This window comes from Streptomyces sp. NPDC048696 (genome assembly GCF_043198895.1).
Classification (GTDB): Bacteria; Actinomycetota; Actinomycetes; order Streptomycetales; family Streptomycetaceae; genus Streptomyces.
On sequence record NZ_JBICVJ010000020.1, the window covers coordinates 1 to 24,316 of the forward strand.

Below are 24,316 nucleotides of genomic sequence, written 5' to 3' on the forward strand. Positions count from 1 at the left end.
CGGTTACATTCCGAACCCGGAAGCTAAGCCTTTCAGCGCCGATGGTACTGCAGGGGGGACCCTGTGGGAGAGTAGGACGCCGCCGAACAAATTTTGAGAAAAGCCCCGTACCGGGTACCGGTACGGGGCTTTTCTGCGTTTATCGGCGTTTAAGGTCGGACCATGCGCTACGACCTCATCATTTTCGACAACGACGGCGTGCTCGTCGACAGCGAGCCGATCTCGAACACGATCCTCGCCGCGTATCTCACCGAGCTCGACATCCCCACCTCGTACGAGGACTCGATCCGCGACTACATGGGCTCCGCCATGCACCGCGTCCACGAGCTGGTCGAGGAGCGGACCGGGCGGCGGCTGCCCGTCGGGTTCGACGACACGTTCCACGCGCGCGTCTTCGCCGCGTTCGAGCGCGAGCTCCAGCCGGTGGCCGGGGTCGCCGACGTCCTCGCGAAGCTGGTGGCGGACGGTGTGCCGTACTGCGTGGCCTCGTCCGGGAGCCATGAGCGGATCGCGGTGGGGCACCGCACGACCGGGCTCGACGAGTGGTTCGAGGACGAGTGGGTGTTCTCCTCGCAGGACGTCGGGCGCGGGAAGCCGGCGCCGGACCTGTTCCTGCACGCGGCCGCGAGCATGGGTGTCGAGCCCGCGCGCTGTGCCGTGATCGAGGACAGCCCGCTCGGGGTGCAGGCCGCGCTGGCCGCCGGGATGGACGTCTACGGGTTCACCGCCATGACGCCCGAGGAGAAGCTGCGGGGCGCCCGGGGGTTCTTCTCCGACATGGCACAGCTGCGCGAATTGCTCGGGTGATCCATCTACCCAGGGGTAGGTCGCGGCCCTAAGCTCTGCGGCCATGACATCTGGGGGCATGACATCAGGAGGCGCGCCAGGCGTGCGCCTGCGGCACGGCCGGGCGTCCCTCGCGGGCAGCTTCTTCGCGCAGGGCACCGCGTTCGCTCTCCTGGTGACCCGGATCCCGGCGATCCAGGACCAGTACGGGATATCCGACGGGCTGCTGCCCGCGTTCCTCGCCGCCGTGCCGATCCTGGCCGGTGTCGGCAGTGTCACCACCGAGCAGCTGGTGAAGCGGGTCCCGCCCAGTGTCGTGCTGCGCTGGGTTCAGCCGGTGGTGATGCTGGCGCTGCTCGGTGTCGCGGCCGGGGACCGGATGTGGGAGGCGGCGCTCTCGCTCGGGGTGTTCGGGCTGGCCGTCGGCGGGCTCGACGCGTCCATGAACATGCTGGGGATCAGCCTTCAGCGCGCGTACGGACGCAGCATCATCCTCGGCTTCCACGCGAGCTGGAGCCTCGGCGGGATCTGTGGTGCCTCGCTGGCCTGGGTGGGCGCGCACGGGGATCTGTCGCTGCTCGTGTCGTATCTGCCGGTCGTCGTCGTGCTGCTGCCGCTCACGCTGGTGGGGAGCCGGTGGTACGTGGACGGGGAGGCGGGGGAGGCCGACAGCGGTGCCGCGAGCGATGGCGACAGCGCCCGGCCGCTCGTCTTCCGGCTGCTGCTGCCGCTCTGCCTGGTGATGGCCTTCGCGTACATCGGGGATTCGACCGTCTCCAACTGGAGCGCCAAGTACCTCCAGGACGTGCTCGGCAGCTCCGAGCAGCTGTCGACCGTGCCGTACAACGTCTATATGGTCACCACGCTGCTCGGGCGGGCCGCCGGGGACTACGGGGTGCGGCGGTTCGGGGCGGTGGCCGTGGTGCGGGTGGGGACCGTGGTGGCGGGGGCCGGGTTCGCGGTGGTCGCGGCGGCGCCGGGGCCGTGGGTGGGGATGCTCGGGTTCACGCTGCTCGGGTTCGGGCTGTGCGTGATCGTGCCGCAGACGTTCGCGGCGGCCGGGCGGCTCTTCCCGCACGCCTCCGACGCGGCGGTCGCGCGGCTGAACATCTTCAACTACGTGGGCTTCCTGGTCGGGTCGCCGCTGGTCGGCGGGCTCGGGGACGCGTGGAGCTATCGGGGCGCGATGCTGGTGCCGATGGTGCTGGTTCTGCTGACCCTGGTGTACGCCAGGTCGTTCGGCGCGGAGGGCGCCCGATACGGTGGCGGACATGAGCGGCCGCGCACTGTTGATGTGGGATGACGCCGTCACGGCGTACGACTTCGGACCGAGCCATCCGATGGATCCGGTACGGCTCTCGCTGACCATGGGGTTGGTGCGGGCGTACGGGCTGGACAAGGTGGTCGACGTGGTGGCCGCGCCGCCCGCCGGGGACTCGACGCTGCGGCTCGTCCACCGGGAGGACTATGTGGCGGCCGTACGGGCCGCTTCGAAGGACCCGTCGGCCGCGGACCAGTCGTACGGTCTGGGGACGATGGACGACCCCGCGTTCGCCGGGATGCACGAGGCGTCCGCGCTGATCGCGGGCCAGTCGGTGGGGGCCGCCGAGGCGGTGTGGCGGGGGGACGCGGCGCACGCGGTGAACTTCACCGGCGGGCTGCACCACGCGATGCCGGGCGCGGCGGCGGGGTTCTGCGTCTACAACGACGCGGCGCTCGCCATCGCGCGGCTGCTGGAGCTGGGTGCGGAGCGGGTCGCGTACGTGGATGTGGACGTGCACCACGGGGACGGGGTGCAGGCCGCGTTCTGGGACGACCCCCGGGTGCTGACGATCTCGCTGCACGAGCATCCCCGGTTGCTGTTCCCCGGGACGGGGTTCCCCTCGGAGACGGGCGCGGACGGCACGGCCGTGAACGTGGCGCTGCCGGCCGGGACCGGGGACGAGGGGTGGCTGCGGGCGTTCCACTCCGTGGTGCCGGAGCTGCTGGCCGAGTTCCGTCCCCAGGTGCTGGTGACGCAGCACGGCGCGGACACGCACTTCGAGGACCCGCTGGCGCATCTGGCCGTCTCGCTCGACGCCCAGCGGGCGGTCCAGGAGGCGTGCCACGCGCTGGCGCACGAGCATGTGGCGGGCGGGAAGTGGGTGGCCCTGGGGGGCGGGGGATACGCGGTGGTGGACGTGGTGCCGCGGTCGTGGACGCATCTGGTGGGGGTGGCGGGGCATGCGCCGGTGCCGCCGGAGTCGGTGATTCCGGCGTCGTGGCGGGACGAGGTGTTCGCGCGTACGCGGCAGTTGGGGCCGGGGCGGATGACTGACGGGCGGGCGGTGCTGTGGCGCGACTGGGAGTCGGGCTACGACCCTGCGGACGCGCTGGACCAGGCGGTGGTGGCGACGCGGCGGGCGGTGTACCCGCTGCGGGGGCTGTTGCCGTAGGGGGCTTCGGCCCCCTACGGACCCCCTGGCGGGGGCTGTGCCCCCTGCACCCCGCTCCGGGGCTTTGCCCCGAACCGCTGCGGGTGGGTGGGTATACGGGGCTCCGCCCCAGTACCCCGTTTTTGGCTGCGGATCGTGGTGGCTGGTCGCGCAGTTCCCCGCGCCCCTACAGGAGGGCCTGAAGGGCCCATCTACCCGAAGGGCCCATCTAAGGGGCGCGGGGAACTGCGCGACCAGCCACAGCACCCACCCACCCGCAGACAAAGACCCGGCCCCACACAACCCACCGTTACGCCAACCGTGCGGTCTCCGGCCCGTTCTCGCCCCCGGGGGCGGGGGGTGCGGGAGCATCGGGGGATGTTGAGTACCGGGGCGCTTCGGGCGCACTTGTTGGCTGCTCGGCTGGCCGGGCCCGTGGCTACTTCTCGGGAGGAGAGTCTGCGGAGTTATCGGCTGTTCGCGGCCCGGGATCCGCGTGTCACCCTGGGGCTCGACCCCGAATGGGGCTGGGGCGAGGGCGACTTGCTGCGGCTCATGGCGGACAAGTGCGGGGTGAGCCCGGACCCGGCGCATGTGTCCGGGCCCGATGTCATCGATCCGGAGCGGACGTTGGCCGGGCTCGACGCGCTCGCCGGGCGCCTGCGCGAGGTGGCCGAGCGGAGCGGAGCCGTACTCTTCGGAACCGGGCACCCGCACCGCCTGCTCGCCTTCTACGCCGCTCTCGCGGACGCTTTGTCGGCGGCGGGATGTGATGTCCTCACCCCCGCGCAGGGGCGATGTGTCGACATAACGACCCGGTTCGGGGTACGCACGTACAACCTTGACTACGTACGGGGAGTCGCGCTGGTGCGCGAACCCGGCGCGCGGAGCGCCGGGAGTGCGACCGGCGCACACACCCACTCACCGCTGCCGGTTCGGGTCGCGTTGGGGGCCGCGGCGGGGCTTGGAGGACGCCTGCCGGACCTTGTCGTGGGAGATCACGGATGGGTCTGCGGGGCAGGTCAGCTGGGTATTGAGGCGGTCGGCCTGGCCGATACGGACGACCCCGCGCTGTTCGTCGGAGAGGCGGAGGGGCGGGTGTCCGTCGCCGTTCCGCTTGATGACGCTGTGCGGTCTGATTACTACCGGCCGCTTACTCGCTATGTACTCAATCGAGCGTGTCTGTCACAGTAGGCGGCCGTTGGTAGCTCCTCTTCCCCACTCGCACCACCCGCCCCTAGTCTGGGGAGTGAGCGCACAACGACGAAGAGTCACCGGAGGGGAAGCCGGTGCGCGTCGGGTGCGGAAGGTACAGGTGGGTCATGGCTGCTGGCGAGAGGCCTCTGAACGAGGTCGTGTTCCTGACCGTGGCGGAAGTCGCCTCGGTGATGCGAGTGTCGAAGATGACCGTGTACCGCTTGGTGCACAGCGGTCATCTGCCGGCGATCCGGGTGGGCAGGTCCTTCAGGGTCCCGGAGCAGGCGGTTCAGGAGTACCTCCGAGAGTCCTTTGTGGGGGTGGAGACAGGCTGACGGCGGCCTCGGTTACGACCTCTCCGCTGTGGCGGGTAGGCTAGCCCCTCGTAGGTCGTGTGGGCCCAGACGCCCCGCACCGATATTCCCGCATCGCGGGGGTGTTCCGAGAAGTGAGCGAGGGTAGTCGTGGGCTCTGTTATCAAGAAGCGGCGCAAGCGGATGGCCAAGAAGAAGCACCGCAAGCTGCTTAAGCGCACCCGCGTTCAGCGTCGCAACAAGAAGTAAGCGACAGCTGTTCGTGGTCCCGCAGCCCTTCCGCCGTTCCGGTGGGAGGGCTGCGGTGCGTTTCGGCGCGCATATCCCGGGTGCTCTTCCCGCGCTGATTTCCCAGCCGCACTTTTCCGGGACCCGGGCCCGGACCGGCACCCGCATTCGCCGCCGCCGTTTTCCCGGCCCGTCCCGCCCGGCCCCCACTTTCTCGGCCACGCGGAGCCACGCGGTCATCACCGCGCAACACGCAGCCGCTACGGTTGCCGCCAGGTGCACCTGAAGGCCAGAGGAAGGCGCTGATCTTGGGGAAGGTCGTGCTCGTCACCGGAGTGGCCCGGCAGCTCGGGGGCCGTCTCGTGCGGCGGATCCAGCGTGATCCGGAGGTGGACCGGGTGATCGGCGTGGACGCCGTCCCGCCCGGCCACCATCTGGGCGGAGCGGATTTCGTACGGGCGGACATACGGCAGCCCGCCATCGCGCGCGTGCTGGCCGAGCACGCCGTGGACACCGTCGTGCACATGGACGTGACCGGCACGCCGCTGGGAGCGGGCGGGCGGACGTCGGTCAAGGAAACGAACGTCATCGGCACCATGCAACTGCTCGGCGCGTGCCAGAAGTCGCCGACCGTGCGCCGACTGGTGGTGAAGTCGAGCACCAGCGTCTACGGGTCGGCGCCGCGCGATCCGGCCGTTTTCACCGAGACGACCCCGCCGAAGTCGCTGCCGAGCGGCGGCTTCGCGAAGGACGCCGTCGAGGTCGAGGGCTATGTGCGCGGCTTCGCCCGGCGCCGTCCGGATGTGGCGGTGTGTGTGCTGCGGTTCGCGAACATCCTGGGGCCCTGTGCCGATTCGCCGCTCGCCGAGTACTTCTCGCTGCCGCTGCTGCCGACGGTGTTCGGGTACGACCCCCGGCTCCAGTTCGTGCACGAGGACGACGTCATCGACGTCCTGCGCATCGCCGCCCACGCGCCTCGGCGCGGGACGCTCAACAGCGGCACCTTCAATGTGGCGGGCGACGGCGTCCTGCTGCTCTCGCAGTGCTCGCGGCGCCTGGGCCGGCCGACCGTGCCGGTGTTCCTGCCGGCGGTGCGCTGGGTCGGCACGGCGCTGCGGTCGGTCGGGGCGAGCGACTTCTCGCCGGAGCAGATCCGGCTGCTCACGCACGGCCGGGTGGTCAGCACCGCCCAGATGCGCGACACCCTGGGCTTCGAGCCCAAGTACACGACGGCGGAGACGTTCGCCGACTTCGCGCGCAGCCGGGGGCCGGGGCTGCTGCCGCCGGATGCCCTGGCCAGGGCGGTGGACCGGGTGGCGCGGCTGCCCTTCCGCCCGTTCACGCCGGGTCCCGTCCTGTCGACCGCGTCGACCCCTTCCCCTGTTGCCACTCCCGGAACGGAATGAGGAGCTCAACCACGATGGCGGACGCCAAGGTCATTCCGTTCGACGACGACCGTTCGCGCGGCGGCGCGCAGCGCCCGGGCCGACGGCGGCCCGGCGGGCGGCGTGGGGCGGCACCGGAGGCCACCGGTGCCCCGGTGAGCGCCCTGCCGGGCCAGCAGGCGCTCCCGGGGCCGGAGTCGGGCCCGGGGGGCCGGGAGGCCGGGCCGGGGCCGCAGGGCGCCGCTGACGACCGCGCCGCGCAGCGGCCCGCGCGGGACACGGCGGAGCGCGGTGGCGAACGGGGCGGCTGGGACCGGCGGGTCGCGGGCGGACTCGCGTTCCTGCGGCGCCGGATCACCGGCGAGTACGACGTCGACGAGTTCGGCTACGACAAGGAGCTCACCGACCAGGTCCTGATGTCCCTGCTGCGGCCCTTCTACGAGAAGTACTTCCGGGTCGAGGTGAAGGGCGTCGAGAACATCCCGTCCGAGGGCGGGGCGCTGGTCGTCGCCAACCACTCCGGGACGCTCCCGCTGGACGGGCTGATGATGCAGGTGGCCGTGCACGACCACCATCCGGCGGGGCGGCATCTGCGGCTGCTCGCGGCGGACCTGGTGTTCATGCTGCCGGTCGTCAACGAGCTGGCCCGCAAGGCCGGGCACACCCTGGCCTGCGCCGAGGACGCCCAGGCGCTGTTGGAGCGGGGCGAGGTCGTCGGGGTGATGCCGGAGGGCTTCAAGGGCATCGGCAAGCCGTTCAGCGAGCGGTACAAGCTCCAGCGGTTCGGGCGCGGCGGCTTCGTGTCGACGGCGCTGCGGGCGGGGACGCCGATCGTGCCGTGCTCGATCGTCGGGGCGGAGGAGATCTACCCGATGATCGGCAACTCGAAGACGCTGGCCCGGCTGCTCGGCATCCCGTACTTCCCGCTGACGCCGACGTTCCCGTGGCTGGGGGCGGCGGGTCTGGTGCCGCTGCCGACGAAGTGGACGATCCAGTTCGGCGAGCCGATCCCGACGGACGGGTATCCGCCGGAGGCGGCGGAGGACCCGATGCTCATGTTCAACCTGACGGACCAGGTGCGCGAGCAGATCCAGCACACGCTCTACAAGCTGCTGGTGCAGCGGCGGTCGGTGTTCTTCTGACGGCTGTTCCGGCGGCTGCGCCGACGTCGGTACGTGTACGTGGGTGATGACCGCCGGTACGTGTGGGGGGCGCCCGGGTCGTACGGGCGCCCCCCACACGTCATCGCGCTACTTCGCTTCCTCGCCGTGCAGGCCCAGGCCCGGGAGCAGGCCGGGGAGCAGCGGGGGCAGCGTGACGTCCGGGACCGGCGGCTTGGCCGGGGTGGTGCCGGGCGTCGACGGAGTGCTGTTCGACGGAGGGTCGAACAGGCCGCCGGTGTTGCCGCCGAGCAGGCCCTCGTTCGCCTTGGTGCCCGAGCTGGACGGCTGGGGTTTGGCGTCGCCGCTCGCCGTGCCGTGGGTCGGGGCGGACGAGGAGGGGGCCGGGCGGGCCGTGTGGCTGATGGAGCCGGAGGGTGTCGTGTCCGTACGCCCGTGCGTCCGCGTCCTGGAGGGCGGGAGCATCGACCGCAGCGGCTCGACTTCCTGGTCTATGGCCACGAAGACCGAGGTCACCTGGTCGCCGACGTCGGTGAGCTGGGCGGGCAGCTTGTCGCGGAGCTTGCTCCAGCTGTCGCGGTGGGACGCGGCGAACGACGACAGGGCGGCGATGGGGCCGAGCGAGCCGTCCTTCGCGTAGGCCGCGTGCAGCAGGCGGTGGCCTTCGGTCACGTCGTGCTGCATACCGCTGAGCGCGCGGCGGACCTCGCTCAGCTGCTCGTGGTCGAGGTCGCCGGCGCGGCCCCGCTCCATGAGGCGGCGGGCCTCGCTCAGCCGGGTGGAGGCCTGGTCGAGGTAGATGCGGCCGCGGTCGGTGTCGTCGTCCGCGAGGTTGAGCTTGAGGTCCTCCATGCCGCGCTTCAGCCCGTACAGCGAATCACCGGGGAGGGCGTCGGAGCTCGCAGCGGCCACGCCGCTGAACGCGCCCGCGGCCACACCGATACTGAGGCCGCCCGCAGCGATGCCCTTCGACCAGCGGGAGCGGGGGCGCAATTTCCGGAGCGAGGTCGCCCGGTGGGCGCCGCGGCCGGTCCGCTGCTCGGGCACCAGAGGGTCGGCGGGGACACCGCCCGAGGCGAACATCTGCTCCATGGCGGCCACGAGCAGCGCCCGCTGCTCCACCTTCACCTGCGGCTCCAGCTCCGGTTTGGGCAGCTCGCCGAGGACGCCCGCCAGGGTCAACAGGTCGGCTTCCGCCGCCTGTTCGGCCGGCGCGGCCGGGGTGGCTGGTGGCTGCTGGGCCGCCGAGGCTTCTTCCAGGGCCTGGGCGAAGGCGTTCGCCCGCCGGTGCGCCGATACGTTCGCGATCACTGGCGGCACCTCCTCTCGTCATCACGGTCGACTCCCCAAGGGGCCTGGAAGGTTGCACGTCTTGAGCACATCCACACGATCGAGTGAGCGGCAGTGGACATGACGTGACCACAGGGAGCCTGCATCCGGCACAACGACGGACGCGGCACTTGGGTTACGGACGAAGGATGATCGGACCACAGCGTGATCGAGGCACCACTGAGCGCTCACCGTAGGTGAGTTGAGGTGTTCGCCCGGGTTCTTCGGACGGGGTGTTCGCCCGCGTCATCGCCGGGTGAGAGCTTGGGTGATCGCCTGGTTGTGTGCCCGGTCAGCGGGCGTCTTCCGGGAGGAGGCGGGCGAGCGTGCGCACGGCCCGGTACTGGAGGGTCTTGATGGCGCCCTCGTTCTTGCCCATGACCCGCGCGGTCTCGGCGACCGAGAGGCCCTGGAGGAAGCGCAGGGTGACGCACTCCTGCTGCTGGGGGTTGAGTTTGCGTACGGCTTCGAGGAGGGCGGCGTTGGAGAGCGACTCCAGGACGGAGTCCTCGGGGGAGCGCTCGACCTCGTTGGCGTCGAGCATTTCGCCGGTGGTCACTTCCAGGCGGAAACGGCTCGACTTGAAGTGGTCCGCGACCAGGTTGCGCGCGATCGTGACCAGCCAGGCGCCGAAGTCGCGCCCCTGCCAGGTGAAGGTGGAGATCCGGCGCAGGGCGCGCAGGAAGGTCTCGCTGGTGAGGTCCTCGGCGGTCGCCTTGCCGCCGACGCGGTAGTAGATGTAGCGGTACACCGTGTCGCTGTACTGGTCGTACAACCGGCCGAAGGCCTCGGCCTCGCCCGCCTGGGCGCGCTCGACGAGGTCCATCATGCGGGCGCTGTCGCTGTCCGCGCTGGGGCGGCGGGCGGTGGGCGTCGCGGACGTGCCCGTGCCGCGGCCGCCGCTCCGTCTCCCGACAGCCGCGCCCCCGTCGGCCAGCGCGTAGCAGGCACCGAAGGGTGAGGCGGTGGCGAAGGCGGGGGCGGTGGCGTACGCGGTGGGGACGAAGCCGCGCAAACGGTCGAGGACCGCTGCGCGCAGCGTAGCCAGGCCCGAGGCGTCAACCCCGACGTGTGGGTACACGGGACTCCCAGAGGCAGAGCTTCCATCACGTGCAGTGCGGGACCGTTCACCCGCCGTGGCGATGTGTGGGTTCCGGTATGCGTCTGAGGAGAATAACGCTTCGTGCAGGGAGCGCTACACCCAGTTGCTCAAATCGTCGATTCCGTCGCTTCTGTTACGTCTATAGGGCGGAACTAGTAGCGGATTGTGAGCGTGGAATGACTGGGTGCTGATCGGAAATGATCGGTTGGCCGGTGTGATGTGGCCGAGTGCGGGGGGTGGGGGTGGTGGGGCGTGCGGCTGGGTATGGAGGCTTGGTTCGCCCCACCCCGCCCCTTCACCTAAACCCTCCGGGGGTGGGTGGGGGTGAAGGTGGTTTCCCGGGGGCGAAGCCCCCGGACCCCGGGCGGGGGCTGCGCCCCCTGCGCCCCTGCACCCCGGTTCGTCTGCGGACCGTGCTGGGTTGCTCGCGCCCACGCGGCGGAGCCGCAAATCGACACAGTCCCGCGCCCCTTAGATGGGCCCTTCGGGCCTGTAGGGGCGCGGGGAACTGCGCGACCAGCCACCACCCACCCGCAGACGAAGAACCCGGCCGCCCGCCAAGGGCTTTCGGGAAGGGGCGGGGTGGGGAATGCCCGCCGCAGGCGGAAACGGGTGTCAGCGTCTGCGGCGGTGCAGGGCCACCGCCGCCGCCGTGCCCCCGGCCAGCGCGCCCACCCCGGCCGCGGCGGGGATGCCGACCTTCGCCGCCTTGCGGCCGGTCCGGTAGTCGCGCAGGCGCCATTCCCGCGCCCGCGCGTGCTTGCGCAGCTTCGCGTCGGGGTTGATCGCGTACGGGTGGCCCACCAGGGACAGCATCGGGATGTCGTTGTGCGAGTCGCTGTACGCCGCGCAGCGCGTGAGGTCCAGGCCCTCCGCCGCCGCCAGCGCGCGTACCGCCTCCGCCTTCGCCGGGCCGTGCAGCGGCTCGCCCACCAGGCGGCCCGTATAGACGCCGTCGACCGACTCGGCGACCGTGCCGAGCGCGCCCGTCAGGCCCAGGCGCCGGGCGATGATCGTCGCGGTCTCCACCGGCGCGGCGGTCACCAGCCACACCTTCTGCCCCGCGTCCAGGTGCGCCTGCGCCAACGCGCGCGTGCCGGGCCAGATGCGGTCCGCCATGTACTCGTCGTAGATCTCCTCGCCGATCGACATCAGCTCGGAGACGCGGTGGCCCTTGACGATCGACAGGGCGCTCTCGCGCGCGTCCTGCATGTGCTCGGGGTCCTCGACCCCGGCGAGCCGGAACCACGCCTGCTGCCAGGCGAACCGCGCGAGGTCGCGCCGCTGGAAGAACTTCCGCTTGTACAGGCCCCGCCCGAAGTGGAAGATCGCCGCGCCCTGCATCACCGTGTTGTCGAGGTCGAAGAAGGCGGCGGCGAGATCGTCCCCGACGACGGGGAACTCGGGCTCCGACGGGGTTCCGGCCGTGGCGCCGGCCTCTCTGGCCGCGGCTGCCGCCGCTGCTTCCGCTTCCGCCAGTTCCGCGAGTTCCAGCGAGGACTTGCGGGCTGCCTCGGCTGCGGCCTCACCGGCCAGCACGCTGCGTGCTGTCGCCGAGCGCCTACGAGGGGTGAGCCATCCCAGTACGGCCATGTCGTGAGCATAGCCAGTCTGTTCGGTTGCACCCGACACGCCGGGATGCGATGGCGTGAACTCTCCGAGGCCGACATGTTAAACGGGCTATTCGTCATCAATCAGGCATAGTCGCGAAGCCGTGGCGCCCGTAGGCGGAGAATAGGGGCCATGAGTCCCCTGCTGCGGCGTACCAAGAAGCCCGCCCCCAGCTCCCCCCGTCCCGCCGACCGGCTCGTCACGCTGATCGGGAAGCCCGGCTGTCACCTCTGTGACGACGCGCGTGCCGTCGTCGAGAGCGTGTGCGCCGAGACCGGCGCGGCGTGGGAGGAGAAGGACATCACCGAGGACGAGGCGCTGCACCGGGAGTACTGGGAGCAGATTCCGGTTGTCCTGATCGACGGCGCTCAGCACACCTTCTGGCGCGTGGACCCCGCCCGTCTCAGGAGTGCACTGGGAGCCTGAAGCAACGAACTAGGGTATCGATGGTGGTTGTGGTTACCATCGAGGTCGTTTTGTCGCGTTCGGGGGTGACATCGTGGAGAGGTGTGTACGGTTTTGCCCCCTTCGGGACTTCAACGGTCCGACCTCGCCGTCGGTTCCCGGAAATCGACACCGGTTCGCGTGAGCCCGGTCACTTTGCTCGGACAAAGCGGACACCATCTTTGTGCACGCGTTCACAAAGACATAGCCTGCATTCGACGGGGCGGTCCTGGGACACATGGCCGCCTGCCTCGCTCATCCCGCAGGAGCACCGTGGCAACTGGCCGAACTCACCGACCGGCGACCCGTAGCCGAGGAATCCCCGAGGCCACCGTCGCCAGGCTTCCGCTGTATCTGCGTGCGCTGACCGGACTGTCGGAGCGCTCCGTGCCCACGGTCTCCTCCGAGGAGCTGGCCGCGGCGGCGGGGGTCAACTCCGCGAAGCTGCGCAAGGACTTCTCGTACCTCGGCTCCTACGGGACCCGGGGCGTCGGCTACGACGTCGAGTACCTCGTCTACCAGATCTCCCGCGAGCTCGGGCTCACCCAGGACTGGCCGGTCGTCATCGTCGGCATCGGCAACCTCGGCGCCGCCCTGGCCAACTACGGCGGGTTCGCCTCCCGTGGCTTCCGGGTCGCCGCGCTGATCGACGCCGACCCCGCGATGGCGGGCAAGCCCGTCGCCGGGATCCCGGTCCAGCACAGCGACGACCTGGAGAAGATCATCACCGAGAACGGTGTCTCCATCGGGGTCATCGCGACCCCGGCGGGCGCCGCCCAGCCGGTGTGCGACCGCCTGGTGGCGGCCGGGGTCACCTCCATCCTGAACTTCGCGCCGACGGTCCTGTCGGTGCCCGAGGGCGTCGACGTGCGCAAGGTCGACCTCTCCATCGAGCTGCAGATCCTCGCGTTCCACGAGCAGCGCAAGGCCGGTGAGGACGCGGCGGCCGCCGAGGTCGGCGGTGTCTCCGAGGTAGTGACGCCCGTGGTGCGCGGCGGCGCGGCCGTGGACCGGAAGGGACCCGACGGGGACATGCCCGCCGTGATGCCGGCATGAGCCTCCTGGTCGTCGGTCTCAGCCACCGCAGTGCCCCGGTGAGCGTCCTTGAGCGGGCCTCTCTCTCGGCGGACACGCAGGTCAAGCTGTTGCAGGACACCCTGGCCGCGGAGCCCGCCGCCGAGGCGGCGGTCCTGGCCACCTGCAACCGCATCGAGCTGTACGCGGACGTGGACAAGTTCCACGCGGGCGTCGCCGAGCTCTCCACGCTGCTCGCCCAGCACAGCGGCGTCGGCCTGGAAGAGCTCACTCCGTATCTCTATGTGCACTACGAGGACCGGGCCGTCCACCACCTCTTCTCGGTGGCGTGCGGGCTTGACTCGATGGTCGTCGGCGAGGGGCAGATCCTCGGCCAGATCAAGGACACGCTCGCGCTGGGGCAGGAGCTCCACACCGCCGGGCGGCTGCTGAACGACCTGTTCCAGCAGGCCCTGCGGGTCGGCAAGCGCGCCCACAGCGAGACCGGCATCGACCGGGCCGGACAGTCCCTGGTCACCTTCGGCCTGGAGCAGCTGTCCGCCGGGGAGCCGGTGGAGGCCTGGGCCAAGGGCAGGCGCGCGCTGGTGATCGGCGCGGGCTCGATGTCCTCGCTGGCCGCCGCGACGCTGGCGCGCGCCGGGGTCGCCGAGGTGATCGTCGCCAACCGCACGCCCGCGCGCGCCGAGCGCCTGGTCGAGATCCTGGCCGAGTCGGGCACGGCCGCGCGCGCCGTGGCGATGGCCGACGTCTCGCGCGAACTGACACGAGTCGACGTGGCCGTCTCCTGCACGGGAGCGACCGGTCTGGTCCTGACGGCTCAGACGGTCGCCGAGGCGGTGGGCCTGTCGGCCGACGCCGTCACGGCCCCCGAGGCCCCGGCCGCGCCCGCCGCGCCCGAGGGCTGCCCGGTCGACTTCGCGGCCACCGCCGCCTCCGGCGCCGGACTCGCCGCGTACACCGCGGTCACCGAGGCCGCCGACGCCAAGGCCGTCGACGCCGACTCCCTGGAACTGCACGGCAGTTGGGTCGACAACGCCACCGGCGCCCGGCCCGCCGCCCCCCGCATCCCCGCGCAGACCGGTCCCGTCCGGCTCGCGCTGCTCGACCTCGCCATGCCGCGCGACATCGACGCGGCCGTGCACCGGATCCCCGGCGTGCGGCTCGTCGACATCGAGTCGCTGGCCGAGGCGTCCGCCGACGCGCCGATGGCGGCCGACGTGGACCAGGTGCGCTCGATCGTCTCCGACGAGGTCGCGGCGTTCGGCGCCGCCCAGCGCGCCGCCCACATCACGCCGACCGTGGTCGCGCTGCGCGCGATGGCCGCCGACGTGGTCGCGGGCGAGGTCGCGCGCCTGGAGGGCCGGCTTCCGGACCTGGACGAGCGCCAGCGCGCCGAGGTCACCCAGACCGTGCGCCGCGTCGTCGACAAGCTGCTGCACGCGCCGACCGTGCGCATCAAGCAGCTCGCCGCCGAGCCGGGCGGCGCCGGGTACGCGGACGCGCTGCGCACCCTCTTCGACCTCGACCCGGAGACGGTCGCCGCCGTGTCCCGGGCCGATCTGAACGACGCCGATGCCAAGAACCGAGGGCGGTCATGACCGAGAAAGCACTGAGGCTCGGGACCAGGCGCAGCATGCTCGCCATGGCCCAGTCCGGCCAGGTGGCCGACGCCGTACGGCAGTTGACCGGCCGTCCGGTCGAGCTGGTGGAGATCACCACGTACGGCGACACCTCGCGCGAGCACCTGGCGCAGATCGGCGGCACGGGCGTCTTCGTGACCGCGCTGCGCGACGCGCTGATCGGCGGCGAGGTCGACTTCGCCGTGCACTCGCTCAAGGACCTGCCGACCGCGCAGCCCGACGACCTCGTACTGGCCGCCGTGCCGGTCCGCGAGGACCCGCGTGACGTCCTGGTCGCGCGCGACGGGCTGACGCTGACCGAGCTGGCCGCCGCGAGCGGGGGCCGTCCGGTCCGCATAGGCACCGGCTCGCCCCGGCGCATGTCGCAGCTGAACGCGTACGCGCGCAGCCACGGCCTGACCATCGAAACCGTGCCGATCCGGGGGAACATCGACACCCGGATCGGATTCGCGCACAGCGGTGAACTCGACGCGGTGGTACTCGCCGCGGCCGGGCTGAACCGTATCGGCAGGATCGGTGAGGTGACCGATTTCCTTCCGGTCGACACCATGCTGCCCGCCCCCGGTCAGGGGGCTCTGGCGATCGAGTGTGCGGCGCACAACGCCGACCTCGCCGCCGCGCTCGCCGAGCTCGACGACCCGTACACCCGGGTCGCCGTGACCGCCGAGCGATCCCTGCTCGCCGCCCTGGAGGCCGGCTGTTCCGCACCTGTGGGTGCGTACGCCGACCTTCTGGCCGACGGACAGGTTGTTCATGAGATGCGCCTGCGCGGCGTCGTCGGTACCACCGACGGCTCGACGCTGGTGCAGCTGTCCATCACCGGTCCCGTACCCACGTCGCACGACGAAGCCATGGCGCTCGGCCGCGAACTCGCGGTCGAGATGCTTGCCAAGGGTGCGGCCGGTCTTATGGGGGAGCGAGCACTTTGAGCCCCACCAACTCCTCGAACCTTCCCGCCGTCTCCGCGCACGGGTGCGTCACCTTCCTCGGTGCCGGCCCAGGGGACCCGGGACTGCTGACGCTGCGCGCCGTGGAAGCGCTCGCGTCGGCCGATGTCCTGATCGCCGAGCCGGCTGTGCTCGACGTGGTTCGCGCGCATGCGCGGGCAGGTGTGGACACGCCTCAGCTGACGGTTGTTGACGACACGTCAGCAACCGTTGGTGTCCCCGTGTTGCGGGACGCGGCCAATCTTGTCATGGAGGCCGCGCGCTCCGGCAGGCGGGTCGTCCGTGCCGTCTCCGGCGACCCCGGCCTCGACGGCAGTGCGGGCGACGAGATGCTCGCCTGCGCCGCCGAGGGCATCCCCTTCGAGGTCGTGCCCGGTGTCGCGACGGCGGTGGGCGTACCCGCGTACGCCGGTGTCCCGCTCAGCGACACCACGGGCGCCGACGTCCGCTTCGTCGACGCGCGCAGCGCGACCGACCGCTGCTGGACCGAGGTCGGCGCGAGCGACGGCACGGTCGTCGTCTCGACGACCCTGGAGACGGTCGCGGCCGCCGCCGGTGAACTCGTCGCGGCGGGCCGCAAGCCCGACACCCCGATGACGGTCACCGTCGCCGGTACGACGACGCGCCAGCGCACCTGGAACGCGACGCTCGGCTCGGTCGCCCAGGTCCTCAAGCAGGCCAAGGTGCTGCCGTCACCGGACGGGCACCAGCCGGTGATAGCCGTGGTCGGTGAGCGCAGTGCCGCGGCGCGGCGCGACCGCCTGTCGTGGTTCGAGTCCAAGCCGCTGTTCGGCTGGCGGGTGCTCGTGCCGCGCACCAAGGAGCAGGCGGCGTCGCTCTCCGACCAGCTTCGTTCGTACGGCGCGGTGCCGCACGAGGTCCCGACGATCGCCGTCGAACCGCCGCGCACGCCGCAGCAGATGGAGCGCGCGGTCAAGGGCCTGGTGACCGGCCGCTACGAGTGGATCGCGTTCACCTCCGTCAACGCGGTGAAGGCCGTCCGCGAGAAGTTCGAGGAGTACGGGCTCGACGCCCGTGCGTTCGCGGGGATCAAGGTCGCGGCGGTCGGTGAGCAGACGGCGGCGGCGCTGGTGGAGTTCGGCGTGAAGCCGGACCTCGTGCCGAGCGGCGAGCAGTCGGCGGCGGGTCTGTTGGAGGACTGGCCGCCCTACGACCCGGTCTTCGACCCGATCGACCGCGTGTTCCTGCCGCGGGCGGACATCGCCACCGAGACGCTGGTGGCCGGTCTGATCGAGCTGGGCTGGGAGGTGGACGACGTCACGGCCTACCGGACCGTACGGGCGTCGCCGCCGCCGGCGGACACGCGCGAGGCGATCAAGGGCGGCGGGTTCGACGCCGTGCTCTTCACCTCGTCGTCCACGGTCCGCAACCTGGTCGGCATCGCGGGCAAGCCGCACAACGTGACGGTGATCGCGTGTATCGGGCCCGCCACGGCGAAGACGGCCGAGGAGCACGGGCTGCGGGTGGACGTGATGGCCCCCGAGCCGTCGGTCCTGAAGCTCGCGGAGGCCCTGGCCGAGTTCGGCGCGGCGCGCCGTGCGGCGGCGGTGGAGGCGGGCGAACACGTAACCCGCCCCAGCGAACGCCGCCCAGGCGCAAGGCGCCGCCGTACGACCTGACGGTCGGGTCTGTGCTTCGGCTGCGGACCGTGCGTGGTTGCTCGCGCAGTTCCCCGCGCCCCTAGGTATTTAGGGGCGCGGGGAACTGCGCGACCAGCCCCCACCGGGCCGCAGCCGAAACGACCACCGCCGGAGGCTTTCGGGAAGGGGCGCCCGCCGCCGAACACGGGGACCCGGGGCGGAGCCCCCGGGATAAAGCGGGTCGCACCCGGGCGTAGCGTGGTGGCATGAGCTACGGATCCTTCCCCGGCGCCCGCCCCCGGCGGCTCCGCACCACCCCCGCAATGCGCCGCATGGTCGCGGAGACCCGGCTGCACCCCGCCGACCTCATCCTCCCCGCGTTCGTACGGGAGGGAATCACCCAGCCGACCCCCATCCAGGCCATGCCGGGCGTCGTCCAGCACACGATGGACACCCTGCGGAAGGCCGCCGTGGAGGCCGTCGAGGTCGGGGTCGCCGGGATCATGCTCTTCGGCGTGCCGCTGGACGAGAAGAAGGACGGCGCCGGTACCGCCGGCACCGACCCCGACGGCATCCTCCAGGTCGCCATCCGCGCGGTGAAGCAGGAAGTCGGCGATGACCTCGTCATCATGTCCGACCTCTGTCTCGACGAGTACACCGACCACGGCCACTGCGGCGTCCTCGACGCCGACGGTCGCGTCGACAACGACGCCACCCTGGAGCGCTACGCCGAGATGGCCCAGGTCCAGGCCGACGCGGGCGTCCACGTCGTGGGCCCCAGCGGCATGATGGACGGTCAGGTCGGCGTCATCCGCGACGCCCTCGACCAGACCGGGCACGAGGACGTCTCCATCCTCGCCTACACCGCGAAGTATTCGTCCGCCTTCTACGGGCCCTTCCGCGAGGCCGTCGGCTCCTCCCTCCAGGGGGACCGGAAGACCTACCAGCAGGACCCCGCCAACGTGCGCGAGTCCCTGCGCGAGCTCGCGCTCGACCTCGAAGAGGGCGCGGACATGGTCATGGTCAAGCCCGCCGGGCCGTACCTCGACATCCTCGCCAAGGTCGCCGAGTCCGTGGACGTCCCCGTCGCCGCGTACCAGATCAGCGGCGAGTACGCGATGGTCGAGGCCGCCGCCGAGAAGGGCTGGATCGACCGCGACCGGGCGATCATGGAGACCCTGACGGGAATCAAGCGCGCCGGGGCAAACTTGATCCTCACGTACTGGGCGACGGAGGTGGCCCGGGGGCTGTAGCGCTACGAGGGAGCTCGCATGGGGGAAAAGGCCCTGGACGTCCGGGATTTCGCGGATGTCACGGACTACCACACGCCGGTGGACAACGTATTCGTACGGGCCCACCTGGGCGTCCCGGACCTCGACCCCGCAGCCGACCTCGCCGACTTCGACTGGACGTTGTCGGTGGAGGGGCTGGTCGAGAACCCCTTCACGGTGAGCCTCGCCGACGTACTCGCCCTGCCCGCACGGAAGTTCACCGCGGTTCACGAGTGCTTCGGCAACCCCTTCGTGCCGGACGTGCCGACGCGCGCGGTGGCCAACCTGGAGTGGACCGGCACCCCGCTGGCCCCGCTCCTGGAGCGCGCCAGGCCGCTCGCGTCGGCCCGGCACGTGTGGTTGGAGGGCGCCGACACCGGGTCGTTCGATGGCGTTGACGGGCTGTCATATCTCAAGGACCTGCCGTTGGAGACGGCTCTGCGGGACGTCTTCCTCGCGCATCACATGAACGGCGAGCCGCTGACCGTCCGGCACGGCTATCCGCTGCGCGCCGTCGTCCCGCGCATGTTCGGCACCAACTCGGTGAAGTGGCTGACCCGGATCACCGTCTCCGACGAGCGCCCCGACCACATGTTCACCACGCGCTTCTACACGCGCGTCTTCCCCGGCGAGACCGTCAGCGTCCCCGTACGCGAGGTCGACGTCAGCAGCAAGATCCTCAGCCCGCAGGACGGTGACCAACTCGCCGACGGGCGGCTTGAGTTGATCGGGCGCGCCTGGAGCACCACCGAAGTGGTGCTGGTCGAGGTGGGGGTGGACGACGGGCCCTGGGAGGCCGTCGGCGATCTCGAACCCGCCGGGAGCGACCCGGCCTGGCAGCGCCTGACCGTGACCCGCGAGCTGGCCCCGGGCGAGCACACCGTGCGCATCCGGGCTACCGACCGCGCGGGACGGATTCAGCCCCCGCCGGGGCTGCGCAACTCGTTCCACGAGATCACGGTCACCGTCCCCTGAGCCGGACACCTGGTGACCGACCCCTAGTGACCAGGGGAGTGGAAGAGTACTTCCGGATTGTTCGGCGAGGGGCCGTCCAGCAGCGGACGGCCGATCCCCTTCAGCGTCTTGTCGAAGAACGCCGTCACGTACTCGCGGGTGATCTCCACCCCGCGCTCCGGGGAGAGGGGCGACGCCGACGGGAACCCGGCCTGCTTCTGGAGCACGTCCCCGTCGGCGAAGCTGAAGTGGTCGGCGCCGACGACCGTCAGCCACTTCTTGTAGCCGCCGAAGGCGTCCCACGCCTGCTTCCACACGGCGTCGTCGCCGCCGTCGCCGGGCGTGTGGCCGTCGGCCCTGCCCAGCATGAGGAACGGCCGGTTGATCTGGCCGGGCTTCGGGGCCGGGAAGAAGGTGCCGTCCATGTCCACTCCGGCCCGTACGCGCGGGTCGGCGATCATCGTGGCGGCGGCCGCCGCTCCGCCGAGGGAGTGGCCGGCCATGCCGATCTCGTGCTTGTCGATGAGGTGTGCCAGACGCCACGCGGTGTTGCCGTGCGTCAACTGGTCGATCACGAAGGACACGTCCTTCGCGCGGCCGGCGGTTTCGGCGTTGAAGTCGATCTTTTCCGGGTGGTCGCAGGTCACGCACGGCGGCGTCTCGCCGTTCGCCAGCGTCTCGCCGGTGTCCTCGTAGGTGTGGCCGACGAGCGCGACGACGTAGCCGTGACTGGCCAGTTCGGTCGCGAGCGAGGTGAGCATCATGCGCGGGTTCTCGGCGGCGGTCGAGAGGACCACCAGCGGATGCTTGCCGCGTCGCGGCCGCGCGCCGTCGAAGGCGTGAGTGGTGACGCCGGAAAGGGTCTGCGGGGTGATGCCGGAGCTCGCCGGTAGCCTTCGGTGCTGGATGATTCCGGCTGCCTCGCCGAGGGTCATGTAGGGGGCCGGGGTCCCGGTCCCGGGGACGGCCGGGTAGACCATCGTGACGGCCAGTTGGCGGGGGCCGGACGACGGCACCCACGGGTCGAGACGGCTCGTGTCGGTGAGGTGGATGATGTCCTCGCCGGCGGCGTAGCGGCCGGTCGGCGCGGGGAGATCGCCTTGGAAGGTCCGCGTGGGCGCGGTGGCCGTGGCCACCGGTGCGGCCGACGGCGTGGTCGTGGCGGCGAACCCGGCGCCGGTTCCGGTGACGAGGGCGGCGAGCGTCAGCGCCGCGACAGCGCCGATACGGCGATTGCGTTTCATGGGGTCGACGCTAGGTTCCGCGGCTCCGTATCGAATCCGCCCATGGATGTGTGTGGTTCGTAGCCCCCGCGAAGTACCGGAGTCATCCGCCGGGACCATGTCGCCGCACTAGTGGGCGCGGTGCGGCAGGGGCATCGGGATCGGCGGGCGCTTGGGGTGGCCGGTCACCGCGTCGAGCTCGATCACGGTGAGCGTGGTGTCCGAACTCGCGTACAGATACGTGCCCTTGGGGTGGACCACCACGCCCGTGCAGTCGCGTACGGCCGCGTCGCGCATGCGCTCGGGCGCGGCCTCCTGGCCGAAGGTCCCGTCGGCGGCGAGCGGGACCCGGTACACCGTTCCCGGGCCCTGTTCGGTGAAGTAGACGCAACGCGCGCGTGGATGGACCGTGAGCGGCCCAGGGGGCGTGCTCAGCTTCCACAGGGGCAGCGGGCCGTCCCCGTCCGCCCCGCCGTCCTCGCGCAGCCGCAGTACGCCCAGAGCGCGGCCCTGGGGGTCGCCCACGTACAGGTGGGTGCCGTGCGGGTGGACGGCCAGGCTCTTGTGGCGTGGGCCGCCGAGCCAGGTGAGTACGCTCTCGCCGTCCTGCGGCCGTCCGTCGGTACCCAGGTGCAGCCAGCAAACGGGCGCGCTCTCGTCTTCGTTGGCGATGTACAGGCACGCGCGCGTGGGGTGCGCGACGAGCGCGCCCGGCCGCCGGGTCAGCGTGACGGCCTGCCACCCCGTCCCGTGCGGGGGCCGACCGCTCCGGTCGAGCGGCTGCCACCCCAGCATCCGGCGCCCGGGATCGGCGTCGGTGAGGTACACGTACCCGCCCGCGGGGTGCACGGCCACCCCGTACGGCCTTCTCCCGGCCGTCCACTCGGCCGGTGCCTCCGGGCGCCCGTCGTCGCCCAGCGCAATACGGTGGACCCCGTGCGGCCCGCCCACGAAGAGCCAGTCGCCGCCGGGGTGGACCGCGAGGGCCTGTACGACGGTCGACCCGCTGTACCGCTCTTCGTTCTGGCTCACGCCTCAAGGAGTACCGACCCCGAGGGCGTCTCGTCGCGCGCGGCGCGGCCGGGTCACCCGGTCAGCGCACGCCCGTGACGAACGACGACCAGGTGGCGGGGGCGACGGTGAGGGACGGCCCGTCCGGATTCTTGGAGTCCCGGACGTGCACGGCGGCGGGGTGGGCGCAGACCTCGACGCAGGCGCCGCCCTCGTCGCTACTGTGGCTTGACTTGTGCCAGTCGTAGCCGACTTCGAGGCAGGCGCCGCCTTGTTCGCTGCTGTGGCTCGACTTGCGCCACGTGTAGGCGACTTCGAGGCAGGCCCCGCCTTCGCTGCCGCTGTAGCTGGACTTGAACCATGTGCGTGCGGTGCTCATTGCTCTCCTAGCAGCCGGTCCAACAGGCCCTTCGTCTCCTCGATGTTGAGGGCCTGCGTCCGCAGCATGGCATATTTCTGCGCAAGGATGCTGACTTCATCCGGGTCAGCGACGAGCTGGCTACCGCGTTGAGTCTCCGTGTAGGAGAAGTGCTGGTGGTCTTCGGTCTCCAGGAGGATGAAGGGGCCATCGAGGCCAGCATGTTCGTGGATTCCGAGCGGCATGATCTGGAGCGTGACACCCGGCAGGTCCGCGCATGCGCGCAGGTGCCGCAGGGTTTCCGTGTGCACCTCGTCGCCGCCCAGACGGTCCCGCACGATCGCCTCGGAGATGATGAAGCTCGTTGTTGGCGGGTTCTTGCGGCGCAGGATCTCCTGGCGCTCCATCCGAGTGGCCACCTTGGCGTTGATCTCCTCCTCGCTGAGCACGGGGACCTTGCTGCGGAACACTGCGCGCGCGTAGTCCTCGGTCTGGAGCAGGCCGGGCAGCACCTGGTTCTCGAACCAGGACAGCGCGATGGCCTCGCCTTCCATGTCCAAGTACGCTTCCGCCCACGCCGGGATCAGATCGATCTCCGGCATGTTGTCGAGCGCGGTCTCCAGGACCTTCCTGGTCCCCAAGATGGCGTCCAGGCGCTCCGCCAGGTCGGGTTTCAACACCCGCCGCCCCTGCTCGATCGAGGCGATCGTCTCCTCGTGCAACCCCGTGCGCTGCGCGAGTTCGCGCTGGGTCAATCCGGCCAACTCCCGGAACAGCGCCACCAGGGCGCCCACCATCCGCATTGCTGACGCGTTCTTGCGACGCCGCCGCCGATTACTTGGGTGCATGCCTGCGAACTCCCCGTGCCCATATGTCAGTTACGCCCACCCAGCCCGTACAAAAAATCTGTACGGGTCCGCGCACTGCATCACGCTAGTCACGCTCCGTAACCCTCGTCTCATGAACGAGAACGGACAACCCCTTCTGGTGACCGAGCGGTTCTGGCCGCGCGAGCGGCAATCGGTGCGGGCGGCGCGGGAGTTCAGCCGCCGGGCGATCGACGGGTGGGGGGTCGGCGGGCGCGCCGACGACGTACTGCTGTGCGTCAGTGAACTCACCACCAACGCGCTGGTGCACGGCGTGCCGCCCGGGCGCGGGTATCTGCTGCGGCTCGCGCTGTACGCGGGCGGGCTGCTGCGGGTGGAGGTGCACGACAGCGGCGGCGGGACGCCGAGAGTGCCGGAGTCGGCGGACGAGGGCGGGCGGGGGCTGCTGCTCGTGGCGGCGGTGGCGGACAAGTGGGGGGTGGGGGAGCGCAGGCCCGGAAAGGTGGTGTGGTGCGAGTTCGGTCCGCGCATGATGATCGGCGAGACGGCTGGAGGGAGCCAGGACCATGGCAGTTGAGGGATCGTCCGACATACTCGCGCGTCGGCTGTGGACGGCGGTCGAACCGCTGCACGGCATCGTGTACTTCGCCGAGGAGGACGCCGAGGCGATGCGGCGGCTCGGGCTCAAGGGGTACTACATGGGGTACTTCGCCGGGCGGCTCTGCCCGGTCGGCCCGCTGGACGCGCCCGCCGGGCACGCCCTGTCGTTCGCCTTCGCACCGGGACGGGTGGCGCGGGCGCTGCCGGACGCGTGGACGTACGCGAGCCCGGAGAAGGTGCTGGCCGCGCGCCTCGACGCGGTGTCGGCCGTACTGGCGCGGGCGTTGCCGTCGGCGGCGCTCGACGATCTCGTACGACTCACTCAGGTGCTGGAGAACGCGGCCGAGGGGTGTACGTACGAGGGGCGGGTGCTCGCGGCCGCCTGGTCGGGCGTGGCGCGGCCCGACGATCCGCTCGCGCGGCTGTGGCTGGCGGCGACCGTGCTGCGCGAGCACCGGGGGGACGGGCACGTCATGGCGCTCGCCCAGCACGGCCTCGGCGGGCTCGACGCCGGGATCACCCATGTCGCCGCCGGCGGGGCAACGCGGGAGCAGATACGGACCACGCGGGGGTGGAGCGAGGAGGAGTGGGAGGCGGGGGTGTGGCGGCTGCGGGTGCGGGAGTTGGTGGACGCGGGCGGGCTGCTGACGGCGGAGGGGGAACGGGTGCGGCGCTCGGTCGAGTCGGCCACGGACCGGCTCGCGGCGGGGCCGGTCGCGCGGCTCGGGGTCGAGGGGGTGAAGGAGGCGGTTTCGCTTGCGGCGCCGCTGAGCCGTCACCTCATGGACACGGGGGTGCTGCCGGTGCCGAATCCGATCGGGGTGCCGAGGGTGTGAGGCGTCGGTGATCAGTGGGCGGACGGGTATGTGCGGGCTGCACTGAAGTGCGTACGCTGCCAGGTTAGTTGGAAGTCCAACT

At 71.3% G+C, this 24,316-nt stretch carries 24 protein-coding genes and 1 rRNA gene; 18 read left to right on the top strand and 7 right to left on the bottom strand.

The features are described 5' to 3' along the window. The 9 genes from rrf to ACGFRG_RS31365 all read left to right on the top strand — a co-directional run. Positions 1-88 (top strand): 5S ribosomal RNA (gene rrf, locus ACGFRG_RS31325); the annotation flags it as partial. A 74-nt stretch (positions 89-162) separates the two neighbouring features. Then, a complete protein-coding gene (locus ACGFRG_RS31330) occupies positions 163-807 on the top strand; it encodes an HAD family hydrolase (RefSeq protein ID WP_361434222.1) in 645 nt (214 codons plus the stop codon). Between the two features lie 88 nt (positions 808-895). Beyond that, on the top strand, positions 896-2,089 hold the full coding sequence (locus tag ACGFRG_RS31335) for an MFS transporter (RefSeq protein WP_361434224.1): 1,194 nt from the start codon (positions 896-898) through the stop codon (positions 2,087-2,089). Next, positions 2,058-3,221 (top strand): acetoin utilization protein AcuC, encoded by a 1,164-nt coding sequence (locus ACGFRG_RS31340; RefSeq protein WP_361434220.1) that lies wholly within the window; start codon positions 2,058-2,060, stop codon positions 3,219-3,221. Before ACGFRG_RS31335 ends, ACGFRG_RS31340 begins: the two co-directional genes overlap by 32 nt. A 357-nt stretch (positions 3,222-3,578) precedes the next feature. Further along, positions 3,579-4,394 carry a phosphatase gene (locus ACGFRG_RS31345; protein ID WP_361434000.1) on the top strand — a complete coding sequence of 272 codons (816 nt, stop codon included), beginning with the start codon at positions 3,579-3,581 and terminating at the stop codon, positions 4,392-4,394. Positions 4,395-4,522: 128 nt separating this feature from the next. Further along, the gene (locus ACGFRG_RS31350) at positions 4,523-4,732 is read left to right on the top strand and encodes a helix-turn-helix domain-containing protein (RefSeq protein WP_361434002.1); all 210 of its coding nucleotides are present in this window, start codon (positions 4,523-4,525) and stop codon (positions 4,730-4,732) included. 129 nt (positions 4,733-4,861) lie between these two features. Beyond that, positions 4,862-4,960: a 30S ribosomal protein bS22 gene (locus ACGFRG_RS31355; RefSeq protein ID WP_003948845.1), complete on the top strand. Its 99-nt coding sequence runs from the start codon at positions 4,862-4,864 to the stop codon at positions 4,958-4,960. Between the two features lie 287 nt (positions 4,961-5,247). Next, the gene (locus ACGFRG_RS31360) at positions 5,248-6,345 is read left to right on the top strand and encodes an NAD-dependent epimerase/dehydratase family protein (protein WP_393269386.1); all 1,098 of its coding nucleotides are present in this window, start codon (positions 5,248-5,250) and stop codon (positions 6,343-6,345) included. Between the two features lie 14 nt (positions 6,346-6,359). Beyond that, positions 6,360-7,466 (top strand): lysophospholipid acyltransferase family protein, encoded by a 1,107-nt coding sequence (locus tag ACGFRG_RS31365; protein ID WP_393269388.1) that lies wholly within the window; start codon positions 6,360-6,362, stop codon positions 7,464-7,466. Between the two features lie 108 nt (positions 7,467-7,574). Here ACGFRG_RS31365 and ACGFRG_RS31370 read toward each other — a convergent pair whose 3' ends face one another. The 3 genes from ACGFRG_RS31370 to ACGFRG_RS31380 all read right to left on the bottom strand — a co-directional run bounded on the left by ACGFRG_RS31370 (position 7,575) and on the right by ACGFRG_RS31380 (position 11,469). Beyond that, complete coding sequence (locus ACGFRG_RS31370) at positions 7,575-8,756, bottom strand: DUF5667 domain-containing protein (RefSeq protein ID WP_361434008.1); 1,182 nt, start codon at positions 8,754-8,756, stop codon at positions 7,575-7,577. Positions 8,757-9,066: 310 nt separating this feature from the next. After that, on the bottom strand, positions 9,067-9,855 hold the full coding sequence (locus tag ACGFRG_RS31375) for an ECF subfamily RNA polymerase sigma factor, BldN family (protein WP_188276533.1): 789 nt from the start codon (positions 9,853-9,855) through the stop codon (positions 9,067-9,069). A 636-nt stretch (positions 9,856-10,491) separates the two neighbouring features. Beyond that, complete coding sequence (locus ACGFRG_RS31380) at positions 10,492-11,469, bottom strand: HAD-IB family hydrolase (protein ID WP_361434011.1); 978 nt, start codon at positions 11,467-11,469, stop codon at positions 10,492-10,494. A gap of 150 nt (positions 11,470-11,619) precedes the next feature. Between ACGFRG_RS31380 and ACGFRG_RS31385 the strand changes: the two genes are divergently transcribed. The 7 genes from ACGFRG_RS31385 to ACGFRG_RS31415 all read left to right on the top strand — a co-directional run bounded on the left by ACGFRG_RS31385 (position 11,620) and on the right by ACGFRG_RS31415 (position 19,400). Continuing rightward, positions 11,620-11,913 carry a glutaredoxin family protein gene (locus tag ACGFRG_RS31385; protein ID WP_361434013.1) on the top strand — a complete coding sequence of 98 codons (294 nt, stop codon included), beginning with the start codon at positions 11,620-11,622 and terminating at the stop codon, positions 11,911-11,913. Positions 11,914-12,204: 291 nt separating this feature from the next. Then, entirely contained in the window at positions 12,205-12,987 is a 783-nt protein-coding gene (locus ACGFRG_RS31390; protein WP_361434015.1) for a redox-sensing transcriptional repressor Rex, read from the top strand. Further along, complete coding sequence (locus ACGFRG_RS31395; protein ID WP_393269392.1) at positions 12,984-14,564, top strand: glutamyl-tRNA reductase; 1,581 nt, start codon at positions 12,984-12,986, stop codon at positions 14,562-14,564. Before ACGFRG_RS31390 ends, ACGFRG_RS31395 begins: the two co-directional genes overlap by 4 nt. Then, positions 14,561-15,535: a hydroxymethylbilane synthase gene (hemC, locus tag ACGFRG_RS31400; protein WP_361434019.1), complete on the top strand. Its 975-nt coding sequence runs from the start codon at positions 14,561-14,563 to the stop codon at positions 15,533-15,535. The genes ACGFRG_RS31395 and hemC overlap by 4 nt, the downstream gene beginning before the upstream one ends. Further along, positions 15,532-17,193, top strand: a complete 1,662-nt coding sequence (locus ACGFRG_RS31405; protein WP_361434021.1) for a uroporphyrinogen-III synthase — start codon at positions 15,532-15,534, stop codon at positions 17,191-17,193. The genes hemC and ACGFRG_RS31405 overlap by 4 nt, the downstream gene beginning before the upstream one ends. A 227-nt stretch (positions 17,194-17,420) precedes the next feature. Then, a complete protein-coding gene (gene hemB, locus ACGFRG_RS31410; RefSeq protein WP_393269397.1) occupies positions 17,421-18,407 on the top strand; it encodes a porphobilinogen synthase in 987 nt (328 codons plus the stop codon). Between the two features lie 18 nt (positions 18,408-18,425). Further along, the gene (locus ACGFRG_RS31415; protein WP_361434121.1) at positions 18,426-19,400 is read left to right on the top strand and encodes a molybdopterin-dependent oxidoreductase; all 975 of its coding nucleotides are present in this window, start codon (positions 18,426-18,428) and stop codon (positions 19,398-19,400) included. 23 nt (positions 19,401-19,423) lie between these two features. On the opposite strand, the gene ACGFRG_RS31420 is transcribed toward ACGFRG_RS31415, so the two are convergent. The 4 genes from ACGFRG_RS31420 to ACGFRG_RS31435 all read right to left on the bottom strand — a co-directional run bounded on the left by ACGFRG_RS31420 (position 19,424) and on the right by ACGFRG_RS31435 (position 22,774). Further along, complete coding sequence (locus ACGFRG_RS31420; protein ID WP_393269400.1) at positions 19,424-20,623, bottom strand: alpha/beta hydrolase family protein; 1,200 nt, start codon at positions 20,621-20,623, stop codon at positions 19,424-19,426. A 108-nt stretch (positions 20,624-20,731) separates the two neighbouring features. Further along, positions 20,732-21,634 (bottom strand): hypothetical protein, encoded by a 903-nt coding sequence (locus ACGFRG_RS31425; RefSeq protein ID WP_361434117.1) that lies wholly within the window; start codon positions 21,632-21,634, stop codon positions 20,732-20,734. Between the two features lie 61 nt (positions 21,635-21,695). Beyond that, complete coding sequence (locus tag ACGFRG_RS31430) at positions 21,696-21,992, bottom strand: DUF397 domain-containing protein (RefSeq protein ID WP_361434115.1); 297 nt, start codon at positions 21,990-21,992, stop codon at positions 21,696-21,698. Beyond that, the gene (locus ACGFRG_RS31435) at positions 21,989-22,774 is read right to left on the bottom strand and encodes a helix-turn-helix transcriptional regulator (protein ID WP_361434113.1); all 786 of its coding nucleotides are present in this window, start codon (positions 22,772-22,774) and stop codon (positions 21,989-21,991) included. Before ACGFRG_RS31435 ends, ACGFRG_RS31430 begins: the two co-directional genes overlap by 4 nt. Before the next feature lie 157 nt (positions 22,775-22,931). On the opposite strand from ACGFRG_RS31435, the gene ACGFRG_RS31440 reads away from it, so the two are divergent. Continuing rightward, a complete protein-coding gene (locus ACGFRG_RS31440) occupies positions 22,932-23,375 on the top strand; it encodes an ATP-binding protein (RefSeq protein WP_361434111.1) in 444 nt (147 codons plus the stop codon). After that, entirely contained in the window at positions 23,365-24,234 is an 870-nt protein-coding gene (locus tag ACGFRG_RS31445) for a hypothetical protein (RefSeq protein WP_393269403.1), read from the top strand. Before ACGFRG_RS31440 ends, ACGFRG_RS31445 begins: the two co-directional genes overlap by 11 nt. The last annotated feature ends 82 nt before the right edge of the window (positions 24,235-24,316 follow it).

What these genes read in the sequence shown, in the direction of transcription:
- ACGFRG_RS31330 (WP_361434222.1), top strand. Translation starts at nt 163, where the DNA reads ATGCGCTACGACCTCATCATTTTCGACAACGACGGCGTGCTCGTCGAC.
- ACGFRG_RS31340 (WP_361434220.1), top strand. Translation starts at nt 2,058, where the DNA reads ATGAGCGGCCGCGCACTGTTGATGTGGGATGACGCCGTCACGGCGTAC.
- ACGFRG_RS31345 (WP_361434000.1), top strand. Translation starts at nt 3,579, where the DNA reads ATGTTGAGTACCGGGGCGCTTCGGGCGCACTTGTTGGCTGCTCGGCTG.
- ACGFRG_RS31350 (WP_361434002.1), top strand. Translation starts at nt 4,523, where the DNA reads ATGGCTGCTGGCGAGAGGCCTCTGAACGAGGTCGTGTTCCTGACCGTG.
- ACGFRG_RS31365 (WP_393269388.1), top strand. Translation starts at nt 6,360, where the DNA reads ATGGCGGACGCCAAGGTCATTCCGTTCGACGACGACCGTTCGCGCGGC.
- ACGFRG_RS31380 (WP_361434011.1), bottom strand. Translation starts at nt 11,469, where the DNA reads ATGGCCGTACTGGGATGGCTCACCCCTCGTAGGCGCTCGGCGACAGCA.
- ACGFRG_RS31385 (WP_361434013.1), top strand. Translation starts at nt 11,620, where the DNA reads ATGAGTCCCCTGCTGCGGCGTACCAAGAAGCCCGCCCCCAGCTCCCCC.
- ACGFRG_RS31395 (WP_393269392.1), top strand. Translation starts at nt 12,984, where the DNA reads ATGAGCCTCCTGGTCGTCGGTCTCAGCCACCGCAGTGCCCCGGTGAGC.
- hemC (WP_361434019.1), top strand. Translation starts at nt 14,561, where the DNA reads ATGACCGAGAAAGCACTGAGGCTCGGGACCAGGCGCAGCATGCTCGCC.
- hemB (WP_393269397.1), top strand. Translation starts at nt 17,421, where the DNA reads ATGAGCTACGGATCCTTCCCCGGCGCCCGCCCCCGGCGGCTCCGCACC.
- ACGFRG_RS31415 (WP_361434121.1), top strand. Translation starts at nt 18,426, where the DNA reads ATGGGGGAAAAGGCCCTGGACGTCCGGGATTTCGCGGATGTCACGGAC.
- ACGFRG_RS31420 (WP_393269400.1), bottom strand. Translation starts at nt 20,623, where the DNA reads ATGAAACGCAATCGCCGTATCGGCGCTGTCGCGGCGCTGACGCTCGCC.
- ACGFRG_RS31430 (WP_361434115.1), bottom strand. Translation starts at nt 21,992, where the DNA reads ATGAGCACCGCACGCACATGGTTCAAGTCCAGCTACAGCGGCAGCGAA.
- ACGFRG_RS31435 (WP_361434113.1), bottom strand. Translation starts at nt 22,774, where the DNA reads ATGCGGATGGTGGGCGCCCTGGTGGCGCTGTTCCGGGAGTTGGCCGGA.
- ACGFRG_RS31440 (WP_361434111.1), top strand. Translation starts at nt 22,932, where the DNA reads ATGAACGAGAACGGACAACCCCTTCTGGTGACCGAGCGGTTCTGGCCG.
- ACGFRG_RS31445 (WP_393269403.1), top strand. Translation starts at nt 23,365, where the DNA reads ATGGCAGTTGAGGGATCGTCCGACATACTCGCGCGTCGGCTGTGGACG.